The organism is Modestobacter versicolor (assembly GCF_041028285.1).
GTDB classification, from domain to species: Bacteria; Actinomycetota; Actinomycetes; order Mycobacteriales; family Geodermatophilaceae; genus Modestobacter; species Modestobacter versicolor_A.
This window is the reverse complement of the sequence record NZ_JABGDB010000003.1, coordinates 95,206-111,977: the sequence shown is the minus strand read 5'-3', so window position 1 is coordinate 111,977 and position 16,772 is coordinate 95,206. Positions and strand designations below refer to the sequence as shown.

19 protein-coding genes and 1 riboswitch are annotated in these 16,772 nt (G+C 74.2%); of the genes, 6 read left to right on the top strand and 13 right to left on the bottom strand.

All coding sequences use genetic code 11. The features are described 5' to 3' along the window. From HL054_RS11780 to HL054_RS11765, 4 genes are all read left to right on the top strand, one after another. On the top strand, window positions 1-1,074 hold the full coding sequence (locus tag HL054_RS11780; RefSeq protein ID WP_369139196.1) for a threonine aldolase family protein: 1,074 nt from the start codon (window positions 1-3) through the stop codon (window positions 1,072-1,074). A 164-nt stretch (window positions 1,075-1,238) separates the two neighbouring features. After that, a riboswitch (SAM riboswitch) is annotated at window positions 1,239-1,354 on the top strand. A 42-nt stretch (window positions 1,355-1,396) separates the two neighbouring features. Then, window positions 1,397-2,689 carry a bifunctional o-acetylhomoserine/o-acetylserine sulfhydrylase gene (locus HL054_RS11775; protein ID WP_369139195.1) on the top strand — a complete coding sequence of 431 codons (1,293 nt, stop codon included), beginning with the start codon at window positions 1,397-1,399 and terminating at the stop codon, window positions 2,687-2,689. A 16-nt stretch (window positions 2,690-2,705) separates the two neighbouring features. Then, a complete protein-coding gene (metX, locus tag HL054_RS11770; RefSeq protein ID WP_369139194.1) occupies window positions 2,706-3,827 on the top strand; it encodes a homoserine O-acetyltransferase MetX in 1,122 nt (373 codons plus the stop codon). 165 nt (window positions 3,828-3,992) lie between these two features. Beyond that, window positions 3,993-5,096, top strand: coding sequence for a fatty acid desaturase family protein (locus HL054_RS11765; protein ID WP_369139193.1), 1,104 nt, complete (start codon window positions 3,993-3,995; stop codon window positions 5,094-5,096). 52 nt (window positions 5,097-5,148) lie between these two features. Here the strand turns inward: HL054_RS11765 and HL054_RS11760 are convergent, their stop codons facing one another. The 7 genes from HL054_RS11760 to HL054_RS11730 all read right to left on the bottom strand — a co-directional run bounded on the left by HL054_RS11760 (window position 5,149) and on the right by HL054_RS11730 (window position 9,086). Continuing rightward, on the bottom strand, window positions 5,149-5,841 hold the full coding sequence (locus tag HL054_RS11760) for a hypothetical protein (RefSeq protein WP_369139192.1): 693 nt from the start codon (window positions 5,839-5,841) through the stop codon (window positions 5,149-5,151). Then, a complete protein-coding gene (locus tag HL054_RS11755) occupies window positions 5,838-6,377 on the bottom strand; it encodes a gamma carbonic anhydrase family protein (protein ID WP_369139191.1) in 540 nt (179 codons plus the stop codon). The genes HL054_RS11760 and HL054_RS11755 overlap by 4 nt, the downstream gene beginning before the upstream one ends. Window positions 6,378-6,435: 58 nt before the next feature. Continuing rightward, the gene (locus HL054_RS11750; protein WP_369139190.1) at window positions 6,436-6,756 is read right to left on the bottom strand and encodes a hypothetical protein; all 321 of its coding nucleotides are present in this window, start codon (window positions 6,754-6,756) and stop codon (window positions 6,436-6,438) included. A gap of 25 nt (window positions 6,757-6,781) precedes the next feature. Next, the gene (locus tag HL054_RS11745) at window positions 6,782-6,979 is read right to left on the bottom strand and encodes a helix-turn-helix transcriptional regulator (RefSeq protein WP_369139189.1); all 198 of its coding nucleotides are present in this window, start codon (window positions 6,977-6,979) and stop codon (window positions 6,782-6,784) included. Beyond that, complete coding sequence (locus HL054_RS11740) at window positions 6,980-7,381, bottom strand: hypothetical protein (RefSeq protein WP_369139188.1); 402 nt, start codon at window positions 7,379-7,381, stop codon at window positions 6,980-6,982. A gap of 87 nt (window positions 7,382-7,468) precedes the next feature. After that, window positions 7,469-8,359, bottom strand: coding sequence for an NAD(P)H-hydrate dehydratase (locus HL054_RS11735; protein WP_369139187.1), 891 nt, complete (start codon window positions 8,357-8,359; stop codon window positions 7,469-7,471). Further along, the gene (locus tag HL054_RS11730; RefSeq protein ID WP_369139186.1) at window positions 8,340-9,086 is read right to left on the bottom strand and encodes a histidine phosphatase family protein; all 747 of its coding nucleotides are present in this window, start codon (window positions 9,084-9,086) and stop codon (window positions 8,340-8,342) included. Before HL054_RS11730 ends, HL054_RS11735 begins: the two co-directional genes overlap by 20 nt. Window positions 9,087-9,211: 125 nt before the next feature. On the opposite strand from HL054_RS11730, the gene HL054_RS11725 reads away from it, so the two are divergent. Beyond that, complete coding sequence (locus HL054_RS11725) at window positions 9,212-9,790, top strand: YdeI/OmpD-associated family protein (protein WP_369139185.1); 579 nt, start codon at window positions 9,212-9,214, stop codon at window positions 9,788-9,790. 120 nt (window positions 9,791-9,910) lie between these two features. Here HL054_RS11725 and HL054_RS11720 read toward each other — a convergent pair whose 3' ends face one another. Both HL054_RS11720 and HL054_RS11715 read right to left on the bottom strand, forming a co-directional pair. Continuing rightward, window positions 9,911-10,912: a C40 family peptidase gene (locus tag HL054_RS11720; RefSeq protein WP_369139184.1), complete on the bottom strand. Its 1,002-nt coding sequence runs from the start codon at window positions 10,910-10,912 to the stop codon at window positions 9,911-9,913. 364 nt (window positions 10,913-11,276) lie between these two features. After that, window positions 11,277-11,579 (bottom strand): hypothetical protein, encoded by a 303-nt coding sequence (locus HL054_RS11715; RefSeq protein ID WP_369139183.1) that lies wholly within the window; start codon window positions 11,577-11,579, stop codon window positions 11,277-11,279. Window positions 11,580-11,869: 290 nt separating this feature from the next. Here HL054_RS11715 and HL054_RS11710 point away from each other — a divergent pair, with 290 nt between their 5' ends. Further along, window positions 11,870-12,736 (top strand): IclR family transcriptional regulator, encoded by an 867-nt coding sequence (locus HL054_RS11710; protein ID WP_369139182.1) that lies wholly within the window; start codon window positions 11,870-11,872, stop codon window positions 12,734-12,736. 52 nt (window positions 12,737-12,788) lie between these two features. Here HL054_RS11710 and HL054_RS11705 read toward each other — a convergent pair whose 3' ends face one another. The 4 genes from HL054_RS11705 to HL054_RS11690 are packed head-to-tail and all read right to left on the bottom strand — an operon-like array spanning window position 12,789 to window position 16,768. Continuing rightward, window positions 12,789-13,748: an ABC transporter permease gene (locus tag HL054_RS11705; RefSeq protein WP_369139181.1), complete on the bottom strand. Its 960-nt coding sequence runs from the start codon at window positions 13,746-13,748 to the stop codon at window positions 12,789-12,791. Continuing rightward, complete coding sequence (locus HL054_RS11700) at window positions 13,745-14,707, bottom strand: ABC transporter permease (RefSeq protein WP_369139180.1); 963 nt, start codon at window positions 14,705-14,707, stop codon at window positions 13,745-13,747. The genes HL054_RS11705 and HL054_RS11700 overlap by 4 nt, the downstream gene beginning before the upstream one ends. Further along, window positions 14,704-15,750 (bottom strand): ABC transporter ATP-binding protein, encoded by a 1,047-nt coding sequence (locus HL054_RS11695; protein WP_369139179.1) that lies wholly within the window; start codon window positions 15,748-15,750, stop codon window positions 14,704-14,706. Before HL054_RS11695 ends, HL054_RS11700 begins: the two co-directional genes overlap by 4 nt. After that, a complete protein-coding gene (locus tag HL054_RS11690; protein WP_369139178.1) occupies window positions 15,740-16,768 on the bottom strand; it encodes an ABC transporter ATP-binding protein in 1,029 nt (342 codons plus the stop codon). Before HL054_RS11690 ends, HL054_RS11695 begins: the two co-directional genes overlap by 11 nt. Window positions 16,769-16,772: the final 4 nt, after the last annotated feature.

Here is a 16,772-nt window from a genome sequence, read left to right as displayed (position 1 = left end):
GTGGACGACCTCGACGCGCTCCGCCGGTCCTGCGACCGCGCGCTGACCGGGCACGGCCCGCAGACCGCCGGCGACCTCCTCGGCACGATCCCGGCGGACACCGCGGTCGACCGCTACGGCGACGGCGGGGTGGTGGCCGAGCTGGAGCGGGAGGTCGCCGACGTCCTCGGCCTGCCCACGGCCGTGTACCTGCCCAGCGGGGTGATGGCCCAGCAGGCCGCACTGCGGGTGCACGGCGACCGGCGCGGCCGGCGGACCGTCGTGTACCACCCGCAGAGCCACCTCGACGTGCACGAGGGGCACCCGCTCGAGCGGCTGCACGGCATGGTCGGCCGCCCGGCCGGCGACCGGCACCGGCTGCTGCTGCGCGCCGACCTGGACGTCGTCGCCGAGCACCCGGCGGCGCTGCTGGTCGAGCTGCCCCAGCGCGACCTCGGTGGGCAGCTGCCGCCGTGGGAGGACCTCGTCGCCCAGGTCACCTGGGCGCGCGAGCGGGGCGCCGCGGCGCACCTGGACGGCGCCCGGCTGTGGGAGGCCGCCGCGGGCTACGGCCGGCCGCCGGCGGAGGTCGCAGCCCTCTTCGACACCACCTACGTCAGCTTCTACAAGGGCATCGGCGCGCTCGCCGGGTGCTGCCTGGCCGGGCCCGCGGACGTCGTGGCCGAGGTGCGGGAGTGGCGCCGCCGGCTGGGCGGGACGCTCTTCGGCATGTGGCCGGGCGCGGCCTCCGCGCTGAGCTGCCTGCGCCGCCGGCTGCCGCTGTTCCCGGGCTACCTGGTGCGGGCGCGGGAGGTCGCCGACGCGGTGCGGGACCTGCCCGGCGTCACCGTCGTGCCCGACCCGCCGCAGACGCCGATGCTGCACCTGCTGCTCCGCACCGGCGCCGACGAGTTCGCCGCGGCGGCCCGCTCGCTGGCCGAAGGCGGGCTGTGGACCTGGGAGCGGTCCACCGCGACCGCAGACCCGGGTGTGCAGCGGGTCGAGCTCCCGGTCGGCGACGCCACCACGGCCCTGCCGCTGGCGGAGGTGCGGGCGGCGGTCGCCGCGCTGGCCGGGAGCGACCCCGCGGCCTGACCGTCCGTCGTCCGCCGCGTCGTCCGGGCTCACCGCACGTGCTCCTGGCTCACCTCGTGGCCTGAGCCAGGAGCACCCGGGATCAGGTCACCTGATCCCGGGCCGGAGACCGCGGGGCAGGGGTGGCGTGCACACGAGCGGCGCGCGTCCTAAGATCGTCGGTGGCTCACGAGAGGCAGCGACAAGCACCTGGCTGGCTGCCCGGCAACCTCAACTCCGTCTGAGGTGCTCCAGGGGAAGAGCTGGCTGGACGGCGCCCGCCGCCCGGCAAGGACGGAGCCTCCGCGCCGGAGAGCTCCGGCGACCCAGGAGGTACTGGTACATGACCGAACCCAGCGGCTGGAGCTTCGAGACCCGGCAGATCCACGCCGGCTCCGCGCCCGACCCGACCACCGGCGCCCGGGCCCTGCCCATCTACGCCACCACCAGCTACCAGTTCCGGGACACCCAGCACGCCGCCGACCTGTTCGCGCTGGCCGAGATGGGCAACATCTACACCCGGATCATGAACCCGACGCAGGACGCGCTGGAGCAGCGGGTCGCGTCGCTGGAGGGCGGCGTCGCCGCGCTCGCCGTGGCCAGCGGCCAGGCCGCCGAGACCCTCGCCCTGCTCAACGTCGCCGAGGCCGGCAGCCACGTCGTGGCCTCCGCCTCGCTGTACGGCGGCACCTACAACCTGCTGCACCACTCGCTGCCCAAGCTGGGCGTCACGGTCTCCTTCGTCGAGGACCCCGACGACCCGGAGAACTGGCAGTCGCTGGTGCAGGAGAACACCAAGGCCTTCTACGCCGAGACCATCGGCAACCCGAAGGGCGACGTCCTGGACATCTCGGCGGTGTCGGAGGTCGCGCACCGCAACGGCGTCCCGCTGATCGTCGACAACACCGTCGCCACGCCGTTCCTGATCCGCCCGATCGAGCACGGCGCCGACGTCGTCGTCCACTCGGCCACCAAGTACCTGGGCGGGCACGGGACCGCGATCGCCGGGGTCATCGTCGACTCGGGCAACTTCGACTGGACCGGCGGCAAGTTCCCCGGCTTCACCACCCCCGACCCGACTTACCACGGCGTCGTCTACGCCGACCTGGGCGCGCCGGCGTACGCGCTCAAGGCCCGGGTGCAGCTGCTCCGCGACCTGGGGCCGTCGATCTCGCCGTTCAACGCCTGGCTGGTCGTGCAGGGCATCGAGACGCTGTCGCTGCGGATGGAGCGGCACGTCGCCAACACCCAGCGGGTCGCCGAGTGGCTGGACGCCCGGGACGAGGTCCAGTCGGTGCACTACGCCGGCCTGGAGTCCTCGCCGTGGCACGCCGCGCAGCAGAAGTACGCCCCGCGGGGTGCCGGCGCGGTGCTGGCGTTCGAGATCCAGGGCGGCATGGAGGCCGGCAAGCGGTTCGTCGAGGCGCTGGAGCTGCACAGCCACGTCGCCAACATCGGCGACGTCCGCAGCCTGGTCATCCACCCGGCGTCGACCACCCACTCGCAGCTGACCCCGGAGGAGCAGGCCACCACCGGCGTCACGCCGGGCCTGGTCCGGCTCGCCGTCGGCCTGGAGGGCATCGAGGACATCCTCGCCGACCTCGAGGCCGGCTTCCGCGCCGCCAAGTCCGTCTGAGCGGGGCGTCCACCAGGTGAGCGGGGTCCGGGAGGCGGCTGCCGCGTCCCGGACCCCGGCCCGGACCGGCGGCTGGCGCGACGGCGACCCCGTCGGCCGGCGGCGGTTCGTCGAGCTCGGCCCGGTCCGGCTGGAGCGCGGCGGCACGCTGCCCGCGGTGCGGGTCGCCTACGAGACCTGGGGCACGCCCGCCCCCGACGGCGGCAACGCGGTGCTGGTCGAGCACGCGCTGACCGGCGACAGCCACGTCGTCGGCGCGGCCGGACCGGGGCACGCGACCGCGGGCTGGTGGCCGTCGCTGGTCGGCCCGGGTGCGCCGCTGGACACCGACGAGCTCTTCGTCGTCTGCGCCAACGTCCTCGGTGGCTGCCAGGGCACCACCGGGCCCTCCTCGACCGCACCGGACGGCGCACCGTGGGGCTCGCGGTTCCCTGAGGTGACCATCGCCGACCAGGTGGCGGTGGAGGCCGGGCTCGCCGACGCCCTGGGCATCGGCACCTGGCGGGCCGTGATCGGCGGCTCGATGGGCGGCATGCGGGCGCTGGAGTGGGCGGTGTCCCGGCCCGAGCGGGTCGCCGCGCTGTTCTTCCTGGCGTCCGGGGCGGTCGCCAGCGCCGACCAGATCGGCACCCAGACCACCCAGCAGACAGCGGTCCGCAGCGACCCGGCGTGGGCCGGCGGCGACTACGCCCCGGGCCCCGGTCCGGTGGCCGGCCTCGGCACGGCCCGCCGGATCGCCCACCTGACCTACCGCAGCGACACCGAGCTCGGCGCGCGGTTCGGCAACCAGGTGCAGGACGACGGCCGGTTCGCCGTCGCCTCCTACCTGGACCACCACGCCGCCAAGCTCGCCGCCCGCTTCGACGCCGGCAGCTACGTGGTGCTCACCGAGGCGATGAACAGCTGGGACGTCGGCCGCGGACGCGGCGGCCTGAGCGCCGCCCTGTCCCGGGTCACCGCCCGCTCGGTGGTGGCCGGCGTCGACTCCGACCGGCTCTACCCGCTGGCGCAACAGCAGCAGGTCGCCGAGGCGCTCGGCGTCCCGCTGCGGGTCATCGCCTCGCCCTACGGCCACGACGGCTTCCTGCTGGAGACCGCCGCCGTCGGCGGGCTGGTGCGGGAACTGCTTGCACGCTGAGACGGTCCCGGCCAGTGGGCCTCGCGTGGCACAGGTGCGCGACGTCGCTTACGGTCGGGCGCACGCGGTGCTCCATCCAGACGTAGCGCGGTCCCCCGTCGTCGCCGGCCGTGCCGGCACCACCCGGCACCACCCGGAGCAGCCCGGGACCGCCAGAGAGAACAGATGACCGCAACCCTGGAGGGCTCGACGCCTCCCCCCGCCGGGGCTCCCCGCCCGGCGCGAGCACGTGACCGGTCCGTCAGCGTCTACGCCGAGCTCTCCCAGCAGGTGAAGGACGCCGGCCTGCTCAACCGGCGGCGCCCGTACTACGTCGTCTCGATCGCCCTGACCGTGGCGGCCTTCGCCGGCACCTGGGTGGCCATCGTGGCGCTCGGCGACTCGTGGTGGCAGCTGGCGCTGGCCGTCGTGTTCTCCCTGGTCTGCACCCAGTTCGGGTTCCTCGGCCACGACACCGCCCACCGCCAGGCCTTCGGCTCGCACCGGACCAACGAGTGGTCGGCGCGCATCCTGTCCTGCTGGTTCGCCGGCATCGGCTACGGCTGGTGGATGCAGAAGCACAACCGGCACCACAACGCGCCCAACCAGATGGGCAAGGACCCCGACATCGAGTCGGCGGTGCTGGCCTTCACCCCGGACGACGCCGAGCAGCGGATGTCCGGTCTGCGCGGCTGGTGGACCCGGCACCAGGGCTGGGCGTTCTTCCCGCTGCTGTGCCTCGAGGGCGTCGCCCTGCACGCCAACAGCATCGCCACGCTGGCCCGGGAGAAGTCGATGCCGCACCGCCGGCTGGAGCTGGCGATCATCGCCGCCCGGCTCGGGCTGTTCGTCGCGGCCGTCTTCCTGGTCATGCCGCCGCTGATCGCGGTGTTCTTCATCGTCGTCCAGCAGGCGGTCTTCGGCCTGCTGCTCGGTGGCTCGTTCGCGCCCAACCACAAGGGCATGCCGGTCGTGCCGAAGAACGCCAAGGTCGACTTCCTGCGCCGCCAGGTGCTGATGTCGCGCAACATCCGGGGCGGTCTGCTGACCGACTTCATGATGGGCGGGCTCAACTACCAGATCGAGCACCACCTGTTCCCGAGCATGCCGCGGCCGAACCTGCGCAAGGTGCAGCCGCTGGTCCGCGAGCACTGCGCCAAGCACGGCATCAGCTACACCGAGACGTCGCTGGTGGGCTCGTACCGGATCGTCGTGCGCTACCTGAACCGGGTCGGGCTCGCCGAGCGCGACCCGTTCACCTGCCCACTGGTCGCCGCCGCCCGCAACTGAGGCACCCCGTAGACGCAGGGCCCCGTCCTCCCCAGGACGGGGCCCTGCGTCGTCAGACGGTGACGGCGACCAGCACGACGACGGCGAGCACCACGGCGACCAACGCGAGCAGCGCCGTCCGGTGGGTGCGCCCGGACCGGTCGGCGTCGGCCACCTGCGCGGCGAGCCCGTCGGGCACCCCGGTGACCTGCGCGCCGCGGACGGCGAGGTCCCGGCGCAGCTGCTCCTCCGACTCCCGGTCGTCGTCGGCCCCCAGCGGCCCGCGCAGCCGGCCCAGGCCCTGTCCGACCAGGGCGGCGACGTCCTCGACCGGCCGCCGCAGCGCCTCGGCGGTGGCCGCCTCGGAGAGCCCGTCGCCCAGCCGCAGCACCAGCGCTGCCCGCGCCGGCGGTGGGAGCAGGGCCAGGGCGGCCGTCGTCGGGTCGCGGGGCTCACCGGCGCCGGCCTGCGGGGCGAAGCCGGGCAGGCCGGAGACGCTGCTCATCAGCGGGCTGCCCGCCAGCAGGTCGCCGAGCCAGATCCGCCGCCGCCAGCCGGTGTGCCCGGCCACCAGCTCCCGCCGGACGACCGCGACCGCCCGCGCCGGGTCGGCGAGCAGCGCCGGCTCGCGGCGGACCGCCACCAGCGACCGCTGCAGCAGGTCGAGCGCCCCCGCCCGGTCGCCGGCCAGCAGGTACGCCGTCCGGAGCAGCGGGAGGGACCGCTCGGCGACGAAGGCGTCGAACGCGGGGTCGCCCGGGGTCACCGGGAGCGCTGCACCCGGCGGACGGCGCGGTGCTGGTCGAGCCGGTCGGTGTAGCTCGTCGCGTTCAGCCGGATCGCCGCCCGGTCGTCCTCGGTCGTCTCCCGGCGGACCTTCGCCGGGACGCCGGCCACCAGCGAGTTCGGCGGGACCTCCGCGCCCTGCATGACCACCGCGCCCGCCGCGACGATCGAGCCGGAGCCGATGTGGGCGCCGTTGAGCACGGTGCTGCCCATGCCGATCAGCACGTCGTCGTCGACCCGGGCGCCGTGCAGCACCACGTTGTGCCCGACGGTCACGCCGCGGCCGATCACCAGCGGGGAGCCCGGGTCGCTGTGCAGCGTGGAGCCGTCCTGCACGTTCGAGTCCTCGCCGATCTCGATCACCTCGGCGTCGGCACGGGCGATGGCGCCGTACCAGATGCTGGCCCGCGCGCCCATCGTCACCTTGCCCACCACGACCGCCGTCGGCGCGACGAAGGCCAGCTCGTGGATGTCGGGTGCGCCGAAGTCGAGCTCTCCGATGTAGCTGTCAGCCACGCTGGTGCACTCCTCTCGCGGGCCGAGGGCGGGTCCCGCGGCTGCGAGGGGCAGCAGATCACACCGGCTCGGTCGCGCCCCACTCGGCGAGGAAGTCGGCCGGGCTGAGGTCAGCCAGGTGCTGCCGGACGAGCGCGAGCATCTCGCCGGGCACGTTCGGGTCACCCGCGGACACCCGCAGCACCTCGGCGCCGTCCCGGCGCCGGGTGACCACCACGTCGCTGAGGCTGGGCTGGGGCAGCAGGCCCCAGCTCAGCTCGGCGGCGAAGGCGGCGGCCAGCCGGGCGGCACGCACCGCGCGGCTGCCGGGGCGCTGCTGCAGCGCGGCCTCGTACACGTCGGACGCGCGCGCTGCGTCCGTCCCCTCTGCTCCGGTCACCCGCCCAGCCTGCCGGACGCCGTGCTCACCCGGGGTCGGGGGTGAAGACGTCCTCGATCCGGCAGCCGAACAGCATCGCGATCCGGAACGCCAGCGGCAGGCTGGGGTCGAACCGGCCCTTCTCCAACGAGATGACCGTCTGCCGGGACACCCCGAGCTCGTCGGCGAGCCGGCCCTGGGACCAGCCGCGGGCGTGCCGCCGCTCGGCGAGGTCGTTGCGCACTCAGGCGCGCCGGCGCAGCACGGTCCAGCGGACCGCCACGTCGGCGAAGGCGAACACCAGCAGGCCGGCCAGCACCGTGGACGCCGTCACGTCCAGGTCGGCGACGGCCAGCACGGCCGCCCCGAGCCCGGCGACGGTCACCAGGTCCAGGAACGACCCGCTGGCGCTGCGCTGCCACCAGTCGTGCTCGACCGTGTCCTCCACCCGGGCGACCGGCTGCGGACCGGTGTGCGCGGACAGGAACACCAGCCAGCCCACGCCGTAGGCGGGCCCCAGCGTGCACGCGGCGAACACGGCGGCGCGCAGCCAGAACCGGTCGGGGTCGGCGCTGCCCGCGAGCGCGCCGACGCCCGCAGCGAGGACCAACGCGGTGACCGCGGCGGCGAGGTGGCGGAGGCCCATGACCAGCTCCTGTGACAAGTGTGCTTGACAGAGGCGGGCAGTCCACCAGCCGCTCCGCCACCTGTCAAGGACGCTTGACCTACGGGGTCAGAGGTCGACCTCAGCGAGCACGCGGGGCACCTGCGGCGGCAGTTCCCGGGCCAGGAAGCCCAGCCGGCCCACGGTGGCGGCCAGCCGCTCCCCGGCGCGCCCGTGCAGGTAGGAGGCCCAGACCGCGGCCTGCTCCGGCTCGGCACCGCGGGCCAGCAGCCCGGCGGTCACCCCGGCCCGCACGTCCCCGGAGCCGGACACGCCCAGCCCCGCACCGCCGCTCTCGTCCTCCCACAGCCGCCCGTCCGGCGCGGCGACCCAGCTGACCGCCCCGCCGAGGCCGACCGTGGCCCGCGCCTGCTCGGCCAGCCGGCGGGCCGACCCGGCGGGGTCGTCGTCCACCTCGTCCGGGGAGACGTGCAGCGTGATGGCCAGCTCGGTCGGGTTGGGGGTGAGCACGACCCGGCCGTCCAGGTGGTGCAGGCAGGTCGGGTCGGCGGTGACCGCGGCCAGGCCGAGGGCGTCGAGCACCACCGGGCAGCCGAGCCGGGGCAGCAGGGCGGCCACGAAGCCGGCGGTCTCCTCCTTGTCGGCCATGCCCGGGCCGATCAGCACCGCCGACGCGCGCTCGGCCAGGTCCAGCACCAGCTCGGCCGACGAGGCCCGGATCGCGCCCTCCTCGGTCGAGGGGACGCCGCGGACCAGCGCCTCGGGCAGCGCGATCGACACGTGCGGGGCGACCTTCGAGGGGACGACGACCTGCAGCTTCCCGGCGCCTGAGCGCAGCGCCGCCTCCGCGGCCAGGGTCACCGCGCCCAGCGTCTCGGTGCTCCCGCCGACGACCAGGATCGAGCCGCGCGACTCCTTCCCGCCGGTCGGCTCGGGCAGCCGCCAGGCCCGGAGGACCGGCGGGGTGACCAGGGTGGCGTCAGGCGGGCGACGGGACATCGTTCTCCTCGGTCACGGGGGCGTCCTCGGGACTGCCGAGGTGGTCCACCCCGTTGAAGGCGACGAGCCGGTAGGCACCGCCGTCGGACTGCTCGTAGCGGGTCACCGAGGTGTTGGCGATCTGCTCGTGCCGGTCGATCTCCAGCAGCTGGGACTCCGAGAGCTCCTCCAGCACGTACCGGAAGACCATCACCACGGCCTGGTGGGAGAAGCAGAGCAACCGCTCGCCGTCGTGCCGCAGCGCCTCGGTCGCCAGCAGGCTGCGCACCCGCAGGGCGACGTCGGCCCAGCTCTCGCCACCCGGCGGCCGGTAGTAGAACTTGCCGAGCAGGTCGCGGCGGCGGGCCTCGTCCGGGTACTCCGACCGGATGCCCTCGCGGGTCATGCCGTCGAAGGCGCCGAAGTCGCGCTCCCGCAGCCGCTCGTCGAAGCGGATGGTCAGGTCCAGGCCGCTCGCGGCGACCGCCCGTTCCGCCGTCCCGGCCGCCCGGGCGAACGGCGAGCTGAGCACGGTGGTCGGCCGCTGGTCGGCGGGCAGCCCGGCCAGCCAGTCCCCGAGCGCGTCGGCCTGCGCCTCACCGGTGTCCGACAGCGGGACGTCGGGGTCGCGGACGTCGAGCTCGAGCCGGCCGGAGCCCTGCTGCTGGGCCTGCGCGTCGGCCACGTTGCCCAGGCTCTCGCCGTGCCGGACCAGCCAGAGCCCGCTGGGGCCGGGGGCCTGCGCCATCGGGGGTCCCGTCCGTCGTCGCGGCTCCGCTGCTCGGCGCCGTCCGGTGGGCCGTAGCCGATCGCCTGCTCCGCGAAACGGAGCGGGACTGGACGTGCCGGCCCCCGGTTGCCCACGATGGGCCGGTGGCCGACGAGTCGGAGTTCGAGACGCGCACCTTCGCCACGCCCGCGGAGTTCGACGCCTGGCTCGCCGCCGAGCACGACCGGGCGCCGGGGCTGTTCGTGAAGATGGCGAAGAAGGCCTCGGGCATCCCGTCGATCACCGCACCCGAGGCGGTCGAGGTGGCGCTGTGCCACGGCTGGATCGACGGGCGCGGCAACCGGGTGGACGACGTCTGGTTCACCGTCCGCTACACCCCGCGGCGGGCGAGGAGCGTGTGGTCGCAGAAGAACGTGGCGACCGTGGCCCGACTGGTCGACGAGGGCCGGATGCGGCCGGCCGGGCTCGCGCAGGTGGAGGCGGCCCGCGCCGACGGCCGCTGGGACCGCGCCTACGCCGGCCCCGCGACGATCACCGTGCCCGACGACCTGGCGGCCGCGCTGGCCGCCTCGCCGGCTGCCGCGGAGGCGTTCGCCGGGCTGGGCGGGGCCGAGCGCTACTCCGTGCTGTGGCGGGTGCACACCGCCGCGACCCCGCAGACCCGGGCCAAGCGGATCGCCGCCTGCGTGCAGACCCTGGCCGAGGCCCGCCCGCCGTCCTGACGCCGTCCGGCTTCGATCAGGTGACCTGATCGAAAGCCGTCCTCCCGCACCAGCGTTGGTGCGGGTGGACGGACGTTGATCAGGTGACCTGATCCAAGACCGGGGACGGGGGACGGCGGGTCAGCCGGTGACGCGGCGGGCGCTGACGTAGCCGCCCTTGTCCACGCTGGTGACGGCGACCGGCTTGCCGGTGACGCTGGCGTGCACCATCTGGCCGTTGCCGATGTACATGCCCACGTGGCTGATCGGGCTGTAGAAGAACACCAGGTCGCCGGGCTGCAGCTCGGCGCGGGACACCGCGACGCCCAGGGTCGACTGGGCGCGGCTGGAGTGCGGCAGGGAGACCCCGGCCGCGGCGTAGGCGTACTGGGTGAGGCCGGAGCAGTCGAAGGTGTCCGGCCCGCTCCCGCCGGTGGCGTACATGTCGCCGACCTGGGCCAGCGCGGTCTGCACCGCGACCCCGGCGGCCTCGCTGGGCGCGGGGGCCGGCGCCGCGACGACGTCCGGACCGGAGACCACGTTGTGCACCCGCACCTGGTCGACCGCCGACAGCCGGGCGAAGTCGGCCTGGTAGCCGGCCAGCTCGTCCTGCAGCTCCGCCTTCTGCGCCTCCAGGGCGGCCTGGGCTGCGGTGGCCGCCGCGGCGGCGTCGGTGGCCTGCTGCTGCGCCTGCTCGACCGTGGCGCGGGCGGCGGCGGCCTCGGCGACGACGGCGTCCGCGTGCGAGGCCAGCTGGTCGAGGGTGTTCATCTGCTGCACCAGGTCGTCGACCGAGCCGCTGGTCAGGAAGGCGGCGAGCCGGCCGCGGGTGGTGCCGACGTAGCCGGTCTGGGCGATCGCCCGCAGCTGCGGCTCGAGCGCGTCGAGCTCGGCCTGGGCCTGGGCGGCGGCACCGGCCGCGGCCGCGGCGGCGGCCTGCTGCTGCTCGGCGGTCGCCGTCGCCTCGTGCACCTGCTCGTCCAGCGCGCTCAGCTGCTGCGCCGTCTCGGTGACGGCCTGGCGGGCGTCACCGGCGGACTCCGGGGCGGCCGAGCCGACCGACGGGGTCAGGACGACGGCGACGCCGGCGGTCAGCGCGAGAGCGGCAGCGCGCGTCCACCGCCGGTGGGTCGATCGGGTCACTGGGCCTCCGTCTGCGCACGTCGCGCCCGGGGAAGGGGCGACACGATCCGCGCGCGTCTGGACGGACGGTAGGGAGGCGGTGACGGAGCCGAGACCTGCGGCGCGCCGGGACCGATCGGTCCACAGTGGACCCTCGTCCCACCCACCCCAGGCGCCCCTCCCGCCCCGTCCGTCACCGCCGGCGGCCCCGGCGCACCTGCGGTGCCGTGCCCGCTCCTGCGGCGTCGCAGCACCGCAACAGCACAGGCAACACCGCAGGAGCCGGCCCGGGACGGCGCCCCGGACGGCGCACGACCGGCCCCGGAACGCGGACGAGCCGCCCACCGGTGCTCCGGTGGGCGGCTCGTGGTGCGGGGGCGGGGGGTCAGCCCGCTGCGGGCTCCGAGGCGTCGAGCGCCTCGATGACGGCCACGTCGCGCAGGATGGCGGCGAGCTCGGCGGAGGTCCAGGCCTCGCAGCAGCCGCACTCACCGGTGGCGGTGAAGCTGCGCAGGCCGAGGCTGCCGCCGGTCTGGTCCTCGGCGAGGACCAGCTGCCCGTCGGCGGGGTTGCGGTGGCAGCGGCACGCCGAGGCGCACATGCCCAGCCCCCAGCCGGAGACGATCACCGCCGGACCGTGCTCGTGGACCTTGCCCAGCTGGAAGATCGAAGGCTTCTGGTACGACATGTCGTGCTCCCCTCGCCGTCCTGCCGCGGAGGCAGGGGGTCGTCGTCGGCGTTCGACGAGAAGTAGACACGAACTCGGTTTCATGTCCGTGTCTTCGGGGCAGGAAACGCGGTTCGCTCGAAAACCCCCGCTCACCCGCCCCGCTCGCCCCACCCGCCCCTCCTGCGACCGGCGTTCCGGCCGACGGAAGTGCCCTGGGACCCGGTGTGACCTGACTCATACGGTCGTTGCGGTACGAGACGGTCCGACCGCCCGGGAGAGCCCGGGCCGGCGAGCCGAGGGGAGCCTGCGTGGTCCACGTGTCCCACCGCCCAGCCGGCCGTCCAGACGCCACGTCGCCGGCGCCGCGCAGCGACGTCGTGCCCCTCGCCTCGCGGCGGGACTCGCCGACCCAGCGGGCGCTGCGCGTGCTGGCCTGCTTCTCGCCCACCCGGCGCGAGCTCTCGCTGACCCAGATCGCCGTCGCCACCGGCCTGCCGATGTCGACCGCGCACCGCATCGTCGGCGAGCTGGTCGGCGGGGGCGCCCTGGTCCGCAGCGGCAAGTCCGGCTACCACGTCGGCATCCGGCTCTGCGAGATCGCGGCGTCCTCCCCGCACGGGACCGGGCTGCGGGAGATCTCCTGGCCCTACCTCGAGGACGTGTACGAGGCGACCCGGGAGAACGTGCTGCTCGCCGTCCGGGACGGGGTGGACATGGTCTACGTCGCCCGGCTGTCCGGGCGGGACTCGGTGCCGGTGCTCCGCGACGTCGGCCGCCGGCGCAGCCTGACCACCACCGGCACCGGCCTGGTGCTGCTGGCCCACGCCCCGACCGAGGTGCAGGAGCAGGTGCTGCACGGGCCGCTGCGCCGCTACACCTCCAAGACGGTCACCGACCCCGACGAGCTGCGGGTCGTGCTGGCCGAGGTGCGGCGCACCGGGTACGCCGCCACCGAGGGGACCCTGGCGCCCCGGGCGATGGGCTGCGGCGTCCCGGTGCGCGGGGCCAACGACGAGGTGGTCGCCTCGCTCGGCGTCGTGGCCCACTCCGGGGCGGCCCAGCCGCGGATGCTCGTGCCGGTGCTGATGGGCCCCGCCCGCGGCCTCTCCCGGGAGCTCGGCGCCCCCTCGGCGCGGCGGTCCCTGCCGGGCACCCGGCGCAGCTGCCCCGTCTGAGGGTCGATCGGGGACCAGGTCCCCCTCGTACGGTCGACCGGGAGCCGGGCGGTCAGCGCTGGAGGCGGGGGTCGAAGAAGTCGCGCAGCGCGTCACCGAGCAGGTTGAAGGAGAACACCGCGATCGACAGGACGATCCCGGGCGCCAGGATCAACCACGGCGCCAGCTCGACGTACCGCGCTCCGCTGGACAGCATGCCGCCCCACGAGGGGGTCGGCGGCGGCGTTCCGATGCCGAGGAAGCTCAGCGCCGACTCGGCGATGATCACGCCGGCGAACAGCAGCGAGGCCATCGTCATCATCGGTGCGGCCATGTTGGGCAGCACGTGCCTGACCATCGTCCGCAGCGCGGAGGAGCCGGTCGACCGCGCCGCCTCGATGTAGGTCTCCTCGCGGATGCGGAGGGTCTCGCCGCGCGCGACCCGGTTGAACGACGGGGTGATCACGATGGTCAGCGCGACGATCGTGCTGGTCATCGACGGGGTGAGGACCACCGCCAGGAAGAGCAGGAGGATCAGCGGCGGCACGGACTGGATCGCGTCCATGAGCCGCTGGATGACCAGGTCCCAGCGCTTGCCGAGGAACCCCGAGACGACCCCGATGGCCGTGCCGAGCACGAGGCTGACGACGGTCGTGACGACACTGACGACCATCGACGCGCGAGCACCGTAGACGAGCCGGCTCAGCACGTCCCGGCCGAGGTCGTCGGTGCCGAGCCAGAACGTGCCTGACGGCGCCTCGGTGATGTTGCGCCGGTGCTGCAGCAACGGGTCGTAGGGCGCCAACAGGGGCGCGAAGACGGCCAGGACCACGAAGATCGTGATCAGCGTGAGGCTGACCGCCCCGAGCTTCTCGGTGCGGACGAACCGCTTCAGCCCCGCCCAGAAGGCGGCCGGACCGCGCCGCCGCGGGGGCGCCTGCGAGGTCCTCGGGGTCGCGGGTGTGGTGCCGTCGGACCGGGGCTCGTCGGGCACGACCGGTGCGAGCGGGCTGCCCGCCACGTCACTGCTCATCTGCCGGCCTCCCTGGCAGCTCGGATGCGGGGATCGATGAAGGCGTACAGCAGGTCGATGATGATCATCGTGAAGATGAACAGGGCCGCGTAGAAGATCGTGCAGGCGATCACCACCGGGTAGTCGCGGTCGAGCACCGCCTGGTAGACCAGCTGACCGGTGCCCGGCAGCGAGAACATCGCCTCGAGGATGACGGTGCCACCGAGCACGGTGGCCAGGTCGACCCCGATGAGGGTGAGCACGGCGATCACCGAGTTCCGCATCGCGTGCTTGAAGAGCACCAGCCGCTCACCGGCGCCCTTGGCGCGCACCGTCCGGATGTACTGGGAACCGAGGTTCTCCAGCAGCGAGGACCGCGTCATCCGGGTGATCCCCGCCATGGACGCCGTCCCGAGGGCGATCGCGGGGATCAGCATGTGCTGCGCCCAGGAGCCGAAGTCCTCGGTGGGGCCGCGGTACACGAACGGCGGCGACCAGGCGAACCACAGGCCCAGCGCGGTGAGCAGGAGCAGGCCCAGCACGAAGTTGGGTACCGACAGGAACGCCACGGCGGTGACCCGGACGGCGCCGTCGATGGCCGTGCCCCGCCGGAGCGCGGCGATGATCCCCAGCGCCAGTCCGATCAAGGTGCCGATGACCAAGGCCAGCGCACCCAACTGCAGCGTGACCGGGATCCGGGCGAGGAACAGGTCGACCACCGACTCGCCGGTGAAGAAGGAGCGGCCGAAGTCGCCCCGCGCTGCGTTGGCGATGAAGGTGCCGAGCTGCTGCCAGACCGGTTGGTCCAGACCCAGCTCCGCGCGCAGCTCCTCGGCCTGCTCCTCGGTGGCGCCGCTGTCGGCCAGCATGACGTCCACCGCGTCGCTCGGGATGAAGGTGATGGCGATGAAGACGAAGACGGTGACGAGGGCGAGCACCACCACGCCGTAGACGAGGCGACCGAAGAAGTAGCGGATCATGCGCGCTGCACCTGCCGCGGCTCGTCGAGGAGGTGGCACGCGGCCACCCGGCCGGGCTGGCCGGCGTCGTACAGCGGCGGGTGCTCGGTGGGGCACCGGTCGAAGACGGCCGGGCACCGGGTGTGGAAGCGACATCCGCTGGGCGGGTCGCTCGCGCTGGGCACCTCACCGGTGGGTACGCCGCGCTCCTTGGCGCGGGCGGTGACCGGGTCGTGCCCGGGGATCGCCGCGAGCAGCATCTGCGTGTACGGGTGCTTGGGGTCGGCGAAGACCGCGTCGCCGTCGCCCCGCTCGACGATCTCGCCCATGTACATGACACACAGCTCGTCGGCCATGTACCGCACCACGTTGAGGTCGTGCGCGATGAACAGGTAGGACAGCCCCAGCTCGCGCTGCAGCCGCTTGAGCAGGTTGAGCACCTGCGCCTGCACGGAGACGTCGAGCGCCGACACGGCCTCGTCGCAGATGATCAGGTCCGGGTTGGTCGCCAGCGCCCGCGCGATGCCGATCCGCTGCGCCTGCCCGCCGGAGAACTGGTGGGGGAACTTGTGCAGGTCCCGGCCGGACAGGCCGACGGTCTCCAGCACCTCCACCACCCGGTCGATCCGCTTCTTGCCGGAGGAGATGCCGTGCACCGCCAGCGGCTCGACGACGATGTCACCCACGGTCAACCGCGGGTTCAGCGACCCGAACGGGTCCTGGAACACCATCTGCATGCGGCGGCGCAGGGCTTTGACCTCCTTGCCGCGCATCGCCAGCACGTCCTGGCCGTCGAACCGGACCTCGCCCGACGTCGGCTCGATCAGCCGAGAGACCAGCCGGGCCGCGGTGGACTTGCCGGAACCGGACTCGCCGACCAGGCCCACGGTCTTGCCGCGCGGGATTGCGAAGGAGATCCCGTCGACCGCGTGCACCGTGCCCACGGGCCGGCCGAGCATGCCCTTGCGGATCTTGTAGTGCTTCACCAGGTCCCGGGCCTCGAGCAGCGGCCTCGCTGCGTCTGCGGCGCCGGCTCGCACCTGGGCTGCCGGATCAGCCTGCACGTTCGACGCCTACCGTGCTCGCCGCCACGCCCGCGGAGTCCTCCACCGTGTCCCGGACCGCCCCGGAGGGCATCCGGTCGTGCAGCCAGCAGCGGCTGTCGCGCCCGGCTGCGATCTGGAAGAGGGGCGGCTCCTCGGTCGGGCAGCGGTCGAAGGCCTCGGGGCACCGCGGGTGGAAGCGACAGCCCGCCGGCGTCTCCAGCAGGCTCGGGACCGCCCCCCGGATCGCCGGCATGAGCGCGTCCCGGCTGATCGTCGGGCTGGGGATGGAGGCGAGCAGCGCCCGCGTGTACGGGTTCTGCGGGTCGTTCAGCACGTCCTCCACCCGGCCCTGCTCGACCACCTTGCCCGCGTACATGACCACGACCCGGTCGGCCATCTCCGCCACCACGCCCATGTCGTGGGTGATGAAGAGCATTGCGGTGCCGTGGTCGCGCTGCAGCCGCCGCATCAGCCGGAGGATCTGGGCCTCCACCGTGACGTCGAGGGCGGTGGTGGGCTCGTCGGCGATGAGCAGCGCGGGGTCGCAGGCCAGCGCGATCGCGATCATGACCCGCTGCTGCTGCCCACCGGAGAGCTCGTGCGGGTAGGAGCGGGCACGCCGCTCCGGGTCGGGCAGGCCGACCTCCCGCAGCAGGTCCACGGCCCGCTGCTGCGCCTCCTTGCGGCTGCTGTCGCGGTGCAGTCGGATCGCTTCGACGATCTGGTTGCCGGCGGTGTACAGCGGGTCCAGCGCGGTCATCGGGTTCTGGAAGACCATGGCGATCTCCTCGCCCCGGATCTCCCGCAACCGCTTGGTCCCGACCGTGGCGAGATCCTCGTCGCGGTAGCGGATGGACCCGCCCTCGATCCGGCCGGAGTCCAGCAGTCCCATGACCGCCAGGGCGGTCACGCTCTTCCCCGACCCCGACTCCCCCACCACGGCCACGGTCTCGCCGGGGTGGACGTCGAACGACACGTCGCTCACCGCCTCCACAAGTCCCTGCCGGGTGGGGAAGCGGACGCGGAGGCTGGTCACCTCC

Excerpts from the sequence above, each read along its gene's own strand:
- HL054_RS11775 (WP_369139195.1), top strand. The coding sequence starts at position 1,397 with ATGACCGAACCCAGCGGCTGGAGCTTCGAGACCCGGCAGATCCACGCC.
- HL054_RS11765 (WP_369139193.1), top strand. The coding sequence starts at position 3,993 with ATGACCGCAACCCTGGAGGGCTCGACGCCTCCCCCCGCCGGGGCTCCC.
- HL054_RS11740 (WP_369139188.1), bottom strand. The coding sequence starts at position 7,381 with ATGGGCCTCCGCCACCTCGCCGCCGCGGTCACCGCGTTGGTCCTCGCT.
- HL054_RS11735 (WP_369139187.1), bottom strand. The coding sequence starts at position 8,359 with ATGTCCCGTCGCCCGCCTGACGCCACCCTGGTCACCCCGCCGGTCCTC.
- HL054_RS11730 (WP_369139186.1), bottom strand. The coding sequence starts at position 9,086 with ATGGCGCAGGCCCCCGGCCCCAGCGGGCTCTGGCTGGTCCGGCACGGC.
- HL054_RS11715 (WP_369139183.1), bottom strand. The coding sequence starts at position 11,579 with ATGTCGTACCAGAAGCCTTCGATCTTCCAGCTGGGCAAGGTCCACGAG.
- HL054_RS11705 (WP_369139181.1), bottom strand. The coding sequence starts at position 13,748 with ATGAGCAGTGACGTGGCGGGCAGCCCGCTCGCACCGGTCGTGCCCGAC.
- HL054_RS11700 (WP_369139180.1), bottom strand. The coding sequence starts at position 14,707 with ATGATCCGCTACTTCTTCGGTCGCCTCGTCTACGGCGTGGTGGTGCTC.